General features: G+C 74.1%; 12 protein-coding genes and 1 pseudogene. 8 read left to right on the top strand and 5 right to left on the bottom strand.

What is annotated here, in order from left to right; all coding sequences use genetic code 11:
* Positions 1–13 precede the first annotated feature (13 nt).
* From IE136_RS24035 to IE136_RS24025, 3 genes are read right to left on the bottom strand one after another with little or no spacing between them, the layout of a single operon-like run.
* On the bottom strand, positions 14–664 hold the full coding sequence (locus tag IE136_RS24035) for an ABC transporter (RefSeq protein WP_189601373.1): 651 nt from the start codon (positions 662–664) through the stop codon (positions 14–16).
* Positions 661–1,587, bottom strand: coding sequence for an ABC transporter ATP-binding protein (locus IE136_RS24030; RefSeq protein WP_162467862.1), 927 nt, complete (start codon positions 1,585–1,587; stop codon positions 661–663). The genes IE136_RS24035 and IE136_RS24030 overlap by 4 nt, the downstream gene beginning before the upstream one ends.
* On the bottom strand, positions 1,584–2,261 hold the full coding sequence (locus IE136_RS24025; protein ID WP_189601372.1) for an AIM24 family protein: 678 nt from the start codon (positions 2,259–2,261) through the stop codon (positions 1,584–1,586). Before IE136_RS24025 ends, IE136_RS24030 begins: the two co-directional genes overlap by 4 nt.
* 86 nt (positions 2,262–2,347) lie before the next feature.
* Between IE136_RS24025 and IE136_RS24020 the strand changes: the two genes are divergently transcribed.
* From IE136_RS24020 to IE136_RS24000, 5 genes are all read left to right on the top strand, one after another.
* Positions 2,348–3,055, top strand: coding sequence for a peptidyl-tRNA hydrolase (locus IE136_RS24020; RefSeq protein WP_158991556.1), 708 nt, complete (start codon positions 2,348–2,350; stop codon positions 3,053–3,055).
* 119 nt (positions 3,056–3,174) lie between these two features.
* Positions 3,175–3,924, top strand: coding sequence for a DUF4142 domain-containing protein (locus IE136_RS24015; protein WP_158991554.1), 750 nt, complete (start codon positions 3,175–3,177; stop codon positions 3,922–3,924).
* Positions 3,925–4,034: 110 nt separating this feature from the next.
* Positions 4,035–5,780: an MbnB/TglH/ChrH family RiPP precursor modification enzyme gene (locus IE136_RS24010; RefSeq protein WP_189601371.1), complete on the top strand. Its 1,746-nt coding sequence runs from the start codon at positions 4,035–4,037 to the stop codon at positions 5,778–5,780.
* A gap of 7 nt (positions 5,781–5,787) precedes the next feature.
* A complete protein-coding gene (locus IE136_RS24005; RefSeq protein WP_158991552.1) occupies positions 5,788–6,828 on the top strand; it encodes a TIGR04222 domain-containing membrane protein in 1,041 nt (346 codons plus the stop codon).
* A gap of 105 nt (positions 6,829–6,933) precedes the next feature.
* On the top strand, positions 6,934–8,544 hold the full coding sequence (locus IE136_RS24000; protein WP_189601370.1) for an alpha/beta fold hydrolase: 1,611 nt from the start codon (positions 6,934–6,936) through the stop codon (positions 8,542–8,544).
* A 140-nt stretch (positions 8,545–8,684) separates the two neighbouring features.
* Here the strand turns inward: IE136_RS24000 and hemQ are convergent, their stop codons facing one another.
* Both hemQ and hemG read right to left on the bottom strand, forming a co-directional pair.
* Entirely contained in the window at positions 8,685–9,398 is a 714-nt protein-coding gene (gene hemQ, locus IE136_RS23995) for a hydrogen peroxide-dependent heme synthase (RefSeq protein ID WP_158991548.1), read from the bottom strand.
* A gap of 17 nt (positions 9,399–9,415) precedes the next feature.
* Positions 9,416–10,963 carry a protoporphyrinogen oxidase gene (hemG, locus tag IE136_RS23990; RefSeq protein WP_189601369.1) on the bottom strand — a complete coding sequence of 516 codons (1,548 nt, stop codon included), beginning with the start codon at positions 10,961–10,963 and terminating at the stop codon, positions 9,416–9,418.
* A gap of 127 nt (positions 10,964–11,090) precedes the next feature.
* On the opposite strand from hemG, the gene IE136_RS23985 reads away from it, so the two are divergent.
* The 3 genes and pseudogenes from IE136_RS23985 to IE136_RS23975 form a co-directional block, all read left to right on the top strand.
* Positions 11,091–12,092 (top strand): DUF4349 domain-containing protein, encoded by a 1,002-nt coding sequence (locus IE136_RS23985; RefSeq protein WP_189601368.1) that lies wholly within the window; start codon positions 11,091–11,093, stop codon positions 12,090–12,092.
* Positions 12,093–12,119: 27 nt separating this feature from the next.
* Positions 12,120–13,493 (top strand): FAD-dependent oxidoreductase, encoded by a 1,374-nt coding sequence (locus IE136_RS23980; protein WP_189601367.1) that lies wholly within the window; start codon positions 12,120–12,122, stop codon positions 13,491–13,493.
* Positions 13,494–13,559: 66 nt separating this feature from the next.
* Positions 13,560–13,868: pseudogene (locus IE136_RS23975) on the top strand (hypothetical protein); the annotation flags it as partial.

Genomic DNA, 13,868 nt, shown 5'->3' with positions numbered 1-13,868 from the left:
AGCGTACTCACTCTCACTCCCGCCAGGCGGTGGCCCGGCAGGCCAGGGCCACCGCGCCGGCCGAGACGGCCACGGCGCCGGCGCACGCGAGCCAGGGGAGGTGGACGGTGGCTGTGCGGGAGCCGGTGATCAGAGCCGTCACCGCGTACTTCGCCGGGGAACCGCTCGTCACCAGCGCGAGGAGCGAGGCGAGGACGAGAGCGGCGAGCGACCAGCCCGGGGCGGGCAGGAGCGGCCGGGTGCACAGGGCGCCCACCGCCGCGCCGGTCAGGACGCAGACGGCCGCTGCGAGAAGGCCCGCGGCGCCGGCCGCCACCGGTCCGACCCCGCGGAGGTCGCTCACCGCCGTCACCCCGAGGACCGCCACCGTGCCGAGCAGCGCCGCGCAGGCGACGGCCGCGAGGACCGCCGCCAGGTGCGCCCGCTCCCGTCCGGCCGCGGCGGCCACGACGGTGCGGGCGGCGGGCGGTTCCTGGTTGAGACAGATGCGTACGACCCAGGCGGTGACGGGGAGCAGCGCGGCGGAGGCGTACCCGAGGGCTCCGAGCACGGGCTCCCCGGCCCGCACGCCGACACCGAGGAAGACCGCGTACAGCAGCAGCGGTGCCAGCCAGCGCTGGGACCGCAGCAAGAGGTCGGCCTGATAACGCAGGAGTGCGGTCATACCCGGACGCCCTCGGTGCTCAACTGGTGGATGTGCCAGGGCGGGCGGGCGGCGAGCAGCGCCCGCAGCAGCGCGTCGGAGTGCGCGGCGTCGACCGTGCAGACGGTCGTCGTCCCGTCCTCTGCGGGTGCGTACGAGGGTGAGCCCGGGATCCCGTCGGGCAGCGCGCGCCCCCCGGAGACCACGATCCGCACCCGCCGGTCCGCGCGGACCAAGGGGCTCTCGCCGGTCCCGGGCCGTACCCGACCGGCCTCGGACCGTGCCGGGGACGCCTCGGCCCGTGCTGGTGCCGCCTCAGGCCGTACCTCCGCCGCCTCGGGCCGTACCCGTCCCGCCTCCACCGCGAACACCGCGTCCGCCTCCCCCGCGAGCCGCCGCGGATCATGGTCGACGAAGACCACCGTGCCGCCCGCCGCGACACGGTCGCGGACCGCCCGGTCCAGCTCCGCGCGGGCGATCGTGTCGAGACCGGTCCATGCCTCGTCGAGGACGAGCAGCGGCGGGTCCGCGAGCAGGGCCTGAGCGACGGCGACCTTCTGGCTGCTGCCCTTGGAGAGCTCGGCGAGCGGGGTGCCGGCGAACGCGCCCGCGCCGAAGCGCTCCAGCCACTCCCCCGCCCTGGCGGCGGCCTCGGCCCTCCCAAGGCCCTGGACACGCCCGAGGTGCAGCAGGTAGCCCCCGGCGGTGAAGGGCAGGGCGGCCGGGAACCGCTCGGGGACGTACGCCGTGCGCGCGGGCCGGCCCGTGATCCGGCCCCGCGTCGGCGCGTCGATGCCCGCGATCAGCCGCAGGAGCGTCGACTTGCCGGTGCCGTTGGTGCCGGTGATCCGTACCAGGGCACCGGCGGGCAGGTCGAGGTCCACCTCGCGCAGCACCCACGGGCCGCGCAGGCCGTAACGGCGGCCGACTCCGTCGAGCCTCAGTTCGCCGACGCCTTCAGCGCGGTCCGCTCGCTCGGCCGGACGATGACGAAGCCCTCGCCCTCCAGCTTCAGCTGGACCGCCTCGCCCGAGCCGCCCCGCATCATCGAGCCGAGGGACTGCGAGCGGTGCAGCGAGGGGTGCAGCCGCTCGCTCCAGCCGACGACGGCGTCGGTGTCGACGAAGACCGGGGCCTGCGGGGCGACCGGAATGACGATAGGGGCGCCCTCACAGACCAGGGCGATCTTTCCGTAACCGGAGAAGACGCTGTTGAAGAGACCGCCGCCGGTCATGCCGGCGCCCTTCACCGTCTTGATCTCGTAGGAGAGGGTCGGGTCGAAGCAGAGGACGTTGCGGCCGTTCACGGTGAGCGCGTCGCCCTGCTCGATCTCGACGATGAAGCAGTTCTGCGCCTCGTGCGCGAACCACGCCTCGCCCTGGCCGCGGACTGCCATCAGCGCCAGGCCCTCGCCCGTGACGGCGCGCTTGAGCATGCCGCCGATGCCCTGGCCCTTGCGCTCGAACGCCAGGTCGCCGCGGAAGGCGATCATCGAGCCCTGGCGCGCGTGCATCTCGCCGTTGACGACGTATTTGACGGACTTCGCGTTCTGCAGGCTCATGCCCGGGAACGTCGCGGCCTCGGCGAGGTGCTCACCGGCGAAAAGATCGCTCTTCATGGAAGGCATCCTGTCCCGGAACCGTGCGTTCCCACAAGAATCGCCGGTGAGGACGGTGCCGGTGAGGGCGATGGCAGACTTGCCGGGTGAGCAGCAACGAGACCGACACCCGTGACCTCAGCCCCCAGTTCGTCCTGCCCCTGGTCGTACGGATCGAGCGGGCCGAGCCCCCGGCCCGTACCGACGCGCTGGAGACGGCGGCCCGCGCCGTGCTCGAGATCCTCGCCGACGAGCGGTCCCACGGCGACGGGGAGTGGGCGCGGGCGATGACGGACTGGCAGGACGCCCGGATCCGCAAGGTGGTGCGGCGGGCGCGCGGCGCGGAGTGGCGCCGGGCGTCGGCGCTGCCGGGCATCACGGTGACCGGCGAGGCCGCGGAGGTACGGGTGTTCCCGCCGGTCCCGTTGGACGGCTGGCCCAAGGAGCTGGTCAAGCTCCAGGTGTCGGGCACCGACCTGGAGGATCCGGCCGAGCCCGGCGAGGCACCGGCCGGGGCGGCGGTCCTCTGGCTGAACCCCGAGCTGGACATGTCGGCGGGCAAGACGATGGCTCAGGCGGGTCACGGGGCGCAGTTGCTGTGGTGGGAGATGTCGGAGGCGGACCGCGAGGCGTGGCGCGCGGCCGGCTTCCCGGTGGCCGTGCGGATGGCGCCCGCGGAGCGCTGGGCTGAACTGACCACGAGCGGCCTGCCGGTGGTGCGGGACGCCGGATTCACGGAGATCGCGCCCGGTTCGTGCACGGTCGTGTCCGCGTTCCCCGTGATCGGTGCGTCCGTCGGACCGCGCGGCGACTGAACGCTTCCGTTTCCCGATCCGTATCCCCCGATACCGCCAAGTGGGTTGAAGCCCTGACGGGTTGGCGGTTCAGTCTGCGGTGACATCGACCGACAGCACGGGACAGTACGGGAGACATCTTGTCGCTACGCGTCAACGGGACGGCACTCATCATCGCGGCGCTGGTCGCCACGGTCGGCGCACTCGCCTTCCCCGTCTGGTCCTACGCCGACCGCTCCGGAACCGGCCAGGCCAACCTCAACGCGTCGACCGTGGCCACCCAGTGGGGCCCGCTCTCGGCCACGGACCGGGATCTGCTGGTCAAGGTGCGGCTCGCCGGGCTCTGGGAGCTCCCGGCCGGCCAGCAGGCCATCGAACGCGCCCCCAGCCGGGCGATGGTGGAGTGCGGCGACCATCTCGTCGTCGGCCACACCGACCTGGACCGGCGGGCGCGGGACGTGGCCGCGAAGCTCGGCGTCGAGCTGCCCAACCAGCCGACCGAGCAGCAGCAGGGATGGCTCAGGGAGCTGACGGCGGCGCGCGGGGAGGAATATGAACGGAAGTTCGCGAACATCCTGCGCAACGCGCACGGAAAGGTGTTCGCGCTCATCGCGGAGGTCCGGCACACCACCCGCAACGCGCTGATACGGCAGCTGGCGAGCGACGCCAACCAGACGGTGCTCGACCACATCACCATGCTGGAGGCGACCGGGATGGTCGACCACGACGCGCTGGCGAACGAGGCGGCGGGCCGGAAGACGACGCCCCCGACCGGCCCGCCGGTGGTGCCGTCGCCCGCCGTGCCCTCGCCGGTCCTGCCGTCGGGGACGGACCAGTCGTACACCTCCCGCCCCGTGCCGGAGGCGGGGATCATGACGCCGCACGGGTGAGGCGGTGAGGCGGCACGGGCCGGAACCTCAAATCAACCTCTGAACGTCCCCCCGCCGGGATTCGAACGTCACCGGCGGGGCCATCACGTGGGGGACTGAAGGAGGGGGACATGACGGAACTCGGCACGGAACGCGGCACGGAACTCGGCATCGGCATCGGCTGGCGTCCCGAGATCGCGGAGGCGGTGGAGGCGCTGCCCGGCGTGGACTGGGTGGAGGTCGTCGCGGAGAACATCTGCGTGGGGCACCTCCCGGACTCGCTGACGCGACTGCGTGCGCGCGGCGTCACGGTCGTCCCGCACGGAGTCTCGCTGGGGCTCGGCGGCGCGGACCGGCCGGACGCGGGGCGGCTCACGGAACTGGCGGCGAAGGCGACGGCGCTGGGGGCGCCGCTGGTGACGGAGCACATCGCGTTCGTCCGGGCCGGGGGGCCGCTCACCGCGACGCCGGCCCTGGAGGCGGGGCACCTGCTGCCGGTGCCGAGGACCTGGGACGCGCTGGACGTGCTCTGCGAAAACGTCCGGATCGCGCAGGACGCGCTGCCCGTGCCGCTGGCCCTGGAGAACATCGCGGCCCTGATCGCATGGCCCGGCGAGGAGCTGACGGAGGGGCAGTTCCTGGCGGAGCTGGTGGAGCGTACGGGGGTACGGCTCCTGATCGACGTCGCCAACCTCCACACCAACCACGTCAACCGGGGCGAGGACCCGGCGAAGGCGCTCTCCGAGCTGCCGCTCGAGTCGATCGCGTACGTCCATGTCGCGGGCGGTCTCGCACGTGACGGCGTCTGGCACGACACCCACGCCCACCCGGTCCCGGCCCCGGTCCTCGACATCCTGGCGGACCTGGCGTCCCGGGTCTCCCCGCCGGGCGTCCTGCTGGAACGGGACGACAACTTCCCGCCCCCCGAGGAACTGGCCTCGGAACTGCGGTCGATCCGCCGGACGGTGGCCGAGGCGGCCGGGCCCGTACCCGGGGCAGGCGCACCGGCCGAGGCCGGCCGCGAGCGCGTCGCCACCGTCTCGCGGGCGGCCCGGCGCGGTACGACGGCCGGGTCCCCCACGGCGGCGACCGACGGGGCGGGGCCCCGGCCGGCACCCGCGACGTCTCACGCCGCCGGCGCTCGGCGGGAGGAGGCCCGCCCCCTGCTCATCGGCGCGGGTGCCCGCGTCTCCGGTGGCCCGATGCCGAAGCCGCCGGCCGACCCGGCACCGGAACCACCGGTCGCCCCGACGGCAGTCCCCGCGCACGGGGCCGCCGGGGAGCCCTCGCCCCGGCCGGGCGGGGCTCCCGAGTCCGCCGGGCGCGGCGGCGTCTCGGCACCCGCCGACGGCACGGCGGCGCCGGTCGTCGCCCGCCCCGCCCAGGGGCCGGGGGCGCCTGTCGCCGCCCGTCCCACCGAGGCGCCGGAAGGCGAAGGCCCCGCCCGGCTCCTCGCGGAGGAGTCCGACCGGGCGCGGGCCCGGGTCGCGCTCGGGCAGGCGGCGCTGCTGTCCGCGCTCGTCGCCGGCACGCCCGCGCCCGAGGGGTTCGACACGCGGCGGCTCGGGGTGCAGAGCCGGGCGCTCGCGGCCAAGCGGGCGGAGGTCGTCGCCAAGGTCGCCCCGGAGCTGCCCGAGATCCTCGGCGACGCGTACCGGCCGGCGTTCCTCGCCTATGCCAAGTCCCGTCCCATGTCCGGCGGTTACCGCCGCGACGCCCTCGACTTCGTCGAGCACCTGCTCGTCGCCGGCCGGCCCGAGGACCCCGGCGCCCGGCGCCGCCTCACCCACTGGTGGCAGGACCGCGCGGGCACCCGCCCCCCGGGCCGCGCCACCCGCTTCGCCCGCGCCGCCCGCGCCGCACTGGTCAGAAGGTGAAGGAAGCATGAACGCACTCGCCATCGCCCTCCACCTGGCCGCCGCCACCTGCGCCGTCCTCCTGATCATCAAGGTGTCCCGGACCCGCGCCGGCGCCGGCGGACCCGTCCATGACCGCCACGAGGCGGCCTTCCTGAACGGCGGCCCCGCCCGGGTCGTCGACGCCGCCCTCGCCACGCTCCAGGCGGACGGCCGGATCGCGATCGGCGGCCCCGGCATCGTGGCCGTCCTGCGCCCGACGGCCCACGACCCCGTCGAACGCGCCGTCCTCCAGGTCCACGCGGCCGCCCCGCACGGCGCGCTGCACCACCTCCGCATGACGGTCATGCGGCATCCGGCCGTCCAGGAGGTCGGTGACGCGCTCGCGGCGCGCGGGCTCATCGTCACGCCCTCCGCCCGCCGCTCGGCGGTCCGCCGGAGCGCGGCCCTGGGCGTCGCCTGCATCCTGCTGGTCCCGGTCTGCCTCGTCCTCACGGTCGTCGACCTCGCGCGGGCGGACGCCGCCGACCTTCCCCTCCCCTTCGTCTTCAAGGTGCTTCCCGCACTGGCGGGCGCCGGCATCACCGCCGTGGTGTGCGGCTCGATCGCCTCAGGCCGGGTCACCCCGGCGGGCCGCCGCGCCGTCGCCGCGTACGGGCGGGCGTACGGCCATCTCGCCGACGCGGGCCATCTGGTCGCCCTGCACGGGCTGCGCGCCCTGCCGGACCCGATCCTGCGGGAGCAGCTGCTGGCGGCGGCCCGCGTGTACGCGCCCCGGCGCCGGGGCGGTGGCGGTGTCCAGGCCCCGTACACGCCCGCGTACACGGACGACACCGCCGGTCTGGTCACCGTCTGGTGCGCGGCCGGTGCGGGCGGCGGGAGCGGCGGAGGCGGCTGTGGGGGCGGGGGCGGCTGCTCCGCAGGCTCCTGTTCCGGCGGCGGCTCCAGCTGTTCGGGCTCCGGCGGGTCGAGCTGCTCGGGCGGGTCCAGCGGGTCCAGCGGGTCCAGCGGAAGCTCCTGTTCCAGCAGCAGTGGGTCGAGCTGTTCCAGTTCGAGCTCCAGCTTCTGACGGCCATCGGGGGCATTGCCCCCGACACCCCCCGGCGGTCCTTGTGCGAGTGGGGCGCCCGTGCCGACGATCCCTCCGTCCGTCCGCGTACGAAGGGAAGTGGCGATGAGAGCGCTCGCGCTGTTCGGGGCCGCCGGGTCGCTGGTGCTGTCCTCACTCGCCGGCTCGCTCGCCGCCGCACCCCCCACCGCCGCCCTCGACGCCCCGCCCGCCGAGGAGCGCGGCACCCTGCTCGCCGCCCGCAGGGCCGCCGCCGAGGGCATCCACTTCACCGCCTGCCCGGCGGCGGAGAAGCTTCCGGAGTCCGTCCGGTGCGGCACGGTCCGGGTCCCCCTCGACTACGCGGACCCCGACGGGACCCGGATCCCGCTCACCGTCAGCCGGGTCAGGGCCTCGGGCCCGGCGGGCAGCCGTCAGGGCGCGCTCGTCTACAACCCGGGCGGCCCCGGCGCCTCCTCGACGTACTTCCCGACGGCCGCGAAACTCCCCGCGTGGAAGCGGATCGCGGCCGCGTACGACCTGGTCGGCTACGCCCCGCGCGGGGTGGGCCGCTCCGCCCCCGTCTCCTGCCAGGACCCCGTCGACCGCGCCAAGGGCCCGACACCCGCCCCCACGGAGCCGTCCGAGGTCTTCAAGCAGGAGCGGATCGCCCGCGCGAAGACGTACGCGCAGGGCTGCGCCCAGCGCACCGGCGCGGCCCTGCGGCACTACCACTCGCTCAACAACGCACGCGACCTCGAAGTGCTGCGGGCCGCCCTCGGCGAGCCGAGACTGACGTACATGGGCGCCTCGTACGGCACCTACTTCGGCGCGCTGTACGCGACGCTCTTCCCGCAGCGGGTGCGCCGGATGGTCTTCGACTCCCCGGCCCATCCCGCGCCGCGGCAGATCTGGTACGTCAACAACCTCGACCAGTCGCTCGCCTTCGAGCGCCGCTGGGCCGACTTCCGCACCTGGGCCGCCAAGCACCACAAGGTGTACGGCCTCGGAAACACCGCGGAGGAGGTGAGGGAGAGTTACGAGAAGGTCCGCGTCGAACTCGCGGCGCGGCCCGCGGGCGGCACGGTGGGCCCCGGGCAGTTGCACGCGGCGATGCTCCGGACCGGGTACCACGACCGTTTCTGGGCCCCGCGGGCCACCGCGCTCTCCCGCTATCTGAAAGGGGACCCGAAGCCGCTGATCGAGCAGGCGGCGCCGAAGGAGGAGGGGTTCGCCGAGGAGGCCGACGGGAGGGCCGTCTACACGGCGGTGGAGTGCAACGACGCTCCCTGGCCGGAGGACTTCGCCGTCTGGGGCCGGGACAACACCCGGATCGCCGAGATCGCCCCGTTCGCGACGTGGGACAACGCCTGGATGAATCTCCCCTGCGCCTACTGGAAGGCGCCTCGGCAGAAGCCACTGGACGTGCGGACCGCGGCCGGTGTGCTGCCGCCGGTGCTGATCCTGGCCGCCGAGCGGGACGCGGCCACCCCGTACGAAGGGGCGCTCGAGCTGCAGCGCAGGCTGTGGGGGGCGGCCCTGGTGACCGAGCGCGACGCCGGTACGCACGGCATCGGCGGCGGGGCGAACGCCTGCGTCAACGGGCACCTGGAGAAGTACCTGCTCACGGGTGCGGTCCCCGGAAAGACGCCGGTGCGGCGCGCGTCGTGCGCGCCGCACCCGGAGCCGGACCCGGTGTCGCTGGAGCGGCGGACGGAGCTCCCGCCCACCGTCTGATCTTCCGGGTCAAGGGGTGAGGGCCCGGCTGGGCGCCGGGCCGTCACCAGGTTCGTACGGCCGGTTCGGACGACCGGTTCAGCCGCCTGTCCGTACGGCCTGTTGAGCCGGCCGGTCCGTACGGCCTGTCCGTACGGCCGTCAGGCCAGGCCGGACACGAGCTCCGCGACGGAGCGGCGGCGGCCGGTGTAGAACGGGACCTCCTCGCGGACGTGCATCCGCGCCTCGGACGCGCGCAGGTGACGCATGAGGTCGACGATGCGGTGCAGCTCGTCGGCCTCGAAGGCGAGGATCCACTCGTAGTCGCCGAGCGAGAACGAGGCGACCGTGTTGGCGCGGACGTCGGGGAAGCCCCGCGCCATCTTGCCGTGGTCGGCGAGCATGCGGCGGCGGTCCTCGTCCGGGAGCAGGTACCAGTCGTAGGAGCGCACGAAGGGGTAGACGCTCACGTAGTCGCGGGGCGTCTCGTCGGCCAGGAAGGCCGGGATGTGCGACTTGTTGAACTCGGCGGGGCGGTGCAGCGCCATGTTCGACCAGACCGGCAGGAGGGCGCGGCCCAGCTTGGTGCGGCGGAAGAGGTTGTACGCCTCCTGGAGCTCGTCGCTCGTCTCGGCGTGCCACCAGATCATGACATCGGCGTCGGCGCGCAGACCGGAGAGGTCGTACGTGCCACGGATGGTGATGTCCTTGGCCGCGAGCTGGTCGAAAAGGTCCTGCACCTCTTCGGCGTAGCCGGCGCGGTCCTCGGGCAGGTTGTCGCGCAGCTTGAACACGGACCACAGGGTGTAGCGGATGACCTCGTTGAGGTCCTTCGCCTTCTTACCGGCGTTCGGGATCTTTTCGGGCGCACTCATACGCCTATTCTCGCCCGTCACGGACAGTGCCCCGCACCAGGGTCCACCGTTTTCGACGTGGCGATGATCTCGTCCGCGATCTCCTTCGCGATCTCGTCGGCGGCGCGGTGGGCGGAGGCGACACAGGCGGGGATGCCGACGCCGTCGTACACCGCCCCGGCGAGGCGCAGCCCGGGCACGGCGGCGACGGCCGCGCGGAGGCGGGCGACCCGGGCGAGATGACCGACGGGGTACTGCGGGAGGCCGTCGATCCAGCGGGTGACGGTGGTGGCGACAGGCCGGGCGGTCAGTCCGGTGGCCGCGCCGAGGTCCTTCAGCGACACCTCCACCAGGTCGGCGTCGTCACGGTGGACCTGCTCCTCCTCGCCGTAGCGGCCGACGGAGGTGCGCAGCACGAAGAGGTCGGGGGCGGCGTCCGTCACCCACCGCCACTTCTGGCTGGAGAACGTGGACGCCTTGATGGTGTGTCCGTCGACGGGCGGCACGAGGAACCCGGACCCGGGCAGCTCCTGGATGTCGGAGCGCCGGAAGGCGAGGGTGACCAGGGCCATCGAGGCGTACTCGACAGCGTCGAGCTCGGCGGAGGCGGCCGGTACCTCCTCGGCGAGCAGCTCGGCGGCGGACCAGGCGGGGGTGGCGACCACGACACCGTCGGCGAGGAGCGTCCGGCCGGGTGTGACGACCTGCCAGCGCGTACGTGTCGCGGCAGCGGCCCCCGGGCCGTCGGGCGACGCGACGCGGCGGAGCCCTGTGACCGGGGCGTGGGTGAGGATCTCGCCGCCCGCGGCGCGGATGGCGTCCGCGACGGCGCCGGGCAGGGTGCCGATCCCGCCCTCGATGCCCATGAACGCCGAGCCGCCGAGGCCGGTGGCCGCACCGGCGGCGTCGGCGGGGGTCGCCGCGCCGGCCTGCTGGACGGCGCGGACGGCGGCGGTGAGCGTCGGGTGGACACAAGCGGCCTCGAAGAGCTTGGGGACGGCGGCCCGCATGGAGATCCGGTACGCGTCACCGGCGTACACCCCGCCGAGCAGCGGCTCCACGAGCCGGTCGACGACCTCGTGGCCCATCCGGTCGGCGACGTAGGCGCCGATGGCGATGTCGTCGCCGATCTCCGTCGGGGGAAGTTCGCGGTCCTGCCCGACCCGGCGCACGCCCTGGTCGGAGAGGAGTCCGCCGACCGCTCCGCCGTCGGCGGGGACGCCCATCACGTGGCCCTTGGGCATCGGGATCAGCGTGCCGCGCGACCAGACGGAGGCGGTGGTGGTGGCCGGGGCCTGGAGCCGGTCACCGAGGCCGACGGCCCCCGCCAGCGCGACCGCCTCGGGGCGGCGGGCGAGCAGCGATTCCGCGCCGAGGTCGACGGGCGCGCCGGCGATCTCTCCGGCGAGCAGCTTGCCGCCGAGCCGGCCGCCGCCTTCGAGCAGCGTCACCCGCACGCCGGCCGAGGTCAGCCGGTGGGCGGTGGCGAGTCCGGCGATCCCGCCTCCGACGACGACGACGTGTGCCGGCGTGGCCGGGGTCCGCCTCGATGCCTGCCCGGATGCCCCGGTGGTGTCCGCGTTCATGGCTCCACTCTCTCAAACCCGTTCCGAGGCCAGAACGTGACCGCTTCGCTATCGCCCGGGGGCAACCCGCACCCCCCTCCCGCACGTCGAACCGTCAACACTCACCACCACCCCCGGGGGGATCCACATGCGCGGAGCGCGAATGGCGGCCGTGGCGCTGCTGACGGCCTCGCTGGCGCTGGCCGGCTGCGGAGCGTCGGACAGCGGCGACATCAGCAGCGCACAAGAGGGCCTGAGCGACACCAAGGGCGCCGGGGGCGCGGCCGACAGAGGGTACGAACAGGCGGCGCCGGACGCGAAGACCCCGGGGACGGGCACGGGCGCCGACGCCAAGAAGCCCGCCGCGCCCCGGCAGCACGTCGTCCGTACCGCCGAGGTCTTCGTGGAGGTCAAGGACGCCTCCAAGGCGCTGGCCACCGCCCGCCGGGTCACTCAGGGCGCGGGCGGGCAGATCGCCGACGAATCGACCGAGCGGGTCGACGACACGCACGTCACCTCCCGGGTCGTGCTGCGGGTGCCGCAGGAGCGGTACGAGTCGGTCCTCGCGGAGCTTGCGGGCACCGGCAAGCTCCTGTCCCGCAAGGCGGAGGCCAAGGACGTCACCGAGCAGGTGGTCGACGTGGAGAGCCGGATCGCCACCCAGCGGGCGAGCGTCGCGCGGGTACGGGCGCTGATGGACCGGGCCACGAAGCTCGACGACGTGGTCACGCTGGAGGGCGAGCTGAGCCGCCGTCAGGCGGACCTGGAGTCGCTGCTGGCCCAGCAGGCCTCACTGAAGGACCGTACGTCCCTGTCGACGATCACCCTCGAACTGACCGAGAAGAAGACGGAGAAGCCGGCGGAGAAGGAGGACCGCCCCGGCTTCCTGGACGCGCTCGCAGGTGGCTGGAACGCTCTGGTGACGGCGCTCGCGTGGGTGGCGATCGTGCTGGCGGCGGTCGCGCCGTGGCTCGCGCTGGTCGTGGCCCTGTACGCGGTGTGGCGGTGGCTGCTCCGGCCGCGCCTGACGCGCCGCACCCCTGCCGCCTCCGTCCCGCCTGGCACATCCCCGGCACCGGCCCCGGCCCCGGCGCCGGTCCCGGCACCCGCTTCGGGACCTGACGCATCCTCGGGCCGGCGGCAGGACTGAACGACCGCCGGGACGTAGCGTGTTCGTATGAGTGAACGACTGGTGGTCATCGGCGGCGACGCGGCGGGCATGTCCGCCGCGTCGCAGGCACGCCGGCTCAAGAAGCCCGGAGAACTGGAGATCGTCGCCTTCGAACGCGGCCACTTCGCCTCGTTCTCGGCCTGCGGCATTCCGTACTGGGTCGGCGGCGACGTCGCCGAACGCGACGAGCTGATCGCCCGCACCCCCGAGGAGCACCGGGAGCGGGACATCGATCTGCGGATGCGGACCGAGGTCACCGAGCTGGACGTCGACGGTCAGCGGGTCCGTACCCGCGACCTGGAGTCGGGCGAGGAGGCGTGGACCGGCTACGACAAGCTGGTGATCGCGACCGGGGCGCGTCCGCTGCGGCCGCCGCTGCCGGGGATCGACGCCCCGGGGGTGCACGGGGTGCAGACCCTGGACGACGGGCAGGCACTGCTCGACTCGCTGGACCGTACGAAGGGCCGGCGCGCGGTGGTCGTGGGCGCCGGCTACATCGGCGTCGAGATGGCCGAGGCGCTGCTGAACCGGGGCTACGAGGTGACCGTCCTCAACCGGAGCGAGCAGCCGATGGCGACGCTCGACCCGGACATGGGCCGGCTGGTGCACCGGGCGATGGACGGGCTCGGCATCACGACGGTCGGCGGCGCGGCGGTCACCAAGATCCTCACGGGTGACGCCGGCCGGGTCCGGGCGGTGGCGACGGACGACGCCGAGTACCCGGCGGACGTGGTGGTCCTCGGGACGGGCGTGGTGCCGGAGACGGGTCTGGCACGGGCGGCCGGACTGCCGCTGGGGGTGCACGGGGGGCTGCTGACAGATCTCGCGATGCGGGTGCGGGGTCACGAGAACATCTGGGCGGGCGGGGACTGCGTGGAGGTCCTCGACCTGGTCTCGGGCCGCGAGCGCCACATCGCGCTGGGCACACACGCCAACAAGCACGGGCAGGTCATCGGCGCGAACGTCGGTGGCGGCTACGCCACGTTCCCGGGCGTGGTCGGTACGGCGGTGTCGAAGGTGTGCGCGCTGGAGATCGCCCGGACGGGGCTGCGCGAGAAGGACGCCCGCGAGGTCGGTCTCGCGTACGTGACGGTGACGGTGGAGTCGACCAGCCGGGCGGGCTACTACCCGGGCGCGGCTCCGATGACGGTGAAGATGCTGGCGGAGCGCCGTACGGGCCGGCTGCTCGGCGTGCAGATCGTCGGTCGGGAGGGCGCGGCGAAGCGGGTGGACATCGCGGCCGTGGCGCTGACGGCGGGGATGACGGTGGAGCAGATGACGGCGCTGGATCTGGGGTACGCGCCGCCGTTCTCACCGGTGTGGGACCCAGTCCTGGTGGCGGCGCGGAAGGCGCTGGCAGCCGTTCGTTCGGCGGACTGACCCGGGCGGAGCAGCGACGCGCGGTGACGGTTTGCGAGCCATCTTTCACCGTGCGTCACTGATCGCATGATCCGACACGCCGTGCGAGCGCTCTGCGCCGCTTCACTCATCGTCACCCCGCTCGCTCTGAGCACCCCCGCCCACGCCGTGACCTGCACGGTCAACGGCATCCCCCGCACCGCCACCAACCTGACCGGCACGGCCGGCAGCGACTACATCCGATGTACGTCGATCCCGTCGGCGCACTCGGTCGACGGTCTCGGCGGCAGCGACTACATCGTCGTCACCGGCACCGTCGCGCAAGGCGCCGCCGTACGCGGCGGCGCCGGCAGCGACTACCTGCAGGCCAACGTCAACAACGGCACCGTCTCCGGC

The organism is Streptomyces lateritius, from assembly GCF_014649715.1.
GTDB lineage: Bacteria > Actinomycetota > Actinomycetes > Streptomycetales > Streptomycetaceae > Streptomyces > Streptomyces lateritius.
Note: the sequence above shows the minus strand (reverse complement) of the source record. Positions and strands in the feature narration are given on the sequence as shown.

Excerpts from the sequence above, each read along its gene's own strand:
- IE136_RS24035 (WP_189601373.1), bottom strand. The coding sequence starts at position 664 with ATGACCGCACTCCTGCGTTATCAGGCCGACCTCTTGCTGCGGTCCCAG.
- hemG (WP_189601369.1), bottom strand. The coding sequence starts at position 10,963 with ATGAACGCGGACACCACCGGGGCATCCGGGCAGGCATCGAGGCGGACC.
- hemQ (WP_158991548.1), bottom strand. The coding sequence starts at position 9,398 with ATGAGTGCGCCCGAAAAGATCCCGAACGCCGGTAAGAAGGCGAAGGAC.
- IE136_RS24025 (WP_189601372.1), bottom strand. The coding sequence starts at position 2,261 with ATGAAGAGCGATCTTTTCGCCGGTGAGCACCTCGCCGAGGCCGCGACG.
- IE136_RS23980 (WP_189601367.1), top strand. The coding sequence starts at position 12,120 with ATGAGTGAACGACTGGTGGTCATCGGCGGCGACGCGGCGGGCATGTCC.
- IE136_RS24000 (WP_189601370.1), top strand. The coding sequence starts at position 6,934 with ATGAGAGCGCTCGCGCTGTTCGGGGCCGCCGGGTCGCTGGTGCTGTCC.
- IE136_RS24005 (WP_158991552.1), top strand. The coding sequence starts at position 5,788 with ATGAACGCACTCGCCATCGCCCTCCACCTGGCCGCCGCCACCTGCGCC.
- IE136_RS23985 (WP_189601368.1), top strand. The coding sequence starts at position 11,091 with ATGCGCGGAGCGCGAATGGCGGCCGTGGCGCTGCTGACGGCCTCGCTG.
- IE136_RS24010 (WP_189601371.1), top strand. The coding sequence starts at position 4,035 with ATGACGGAACTCGGCACGGAACGCGGCACGGAACTCGGCATCGGCATC.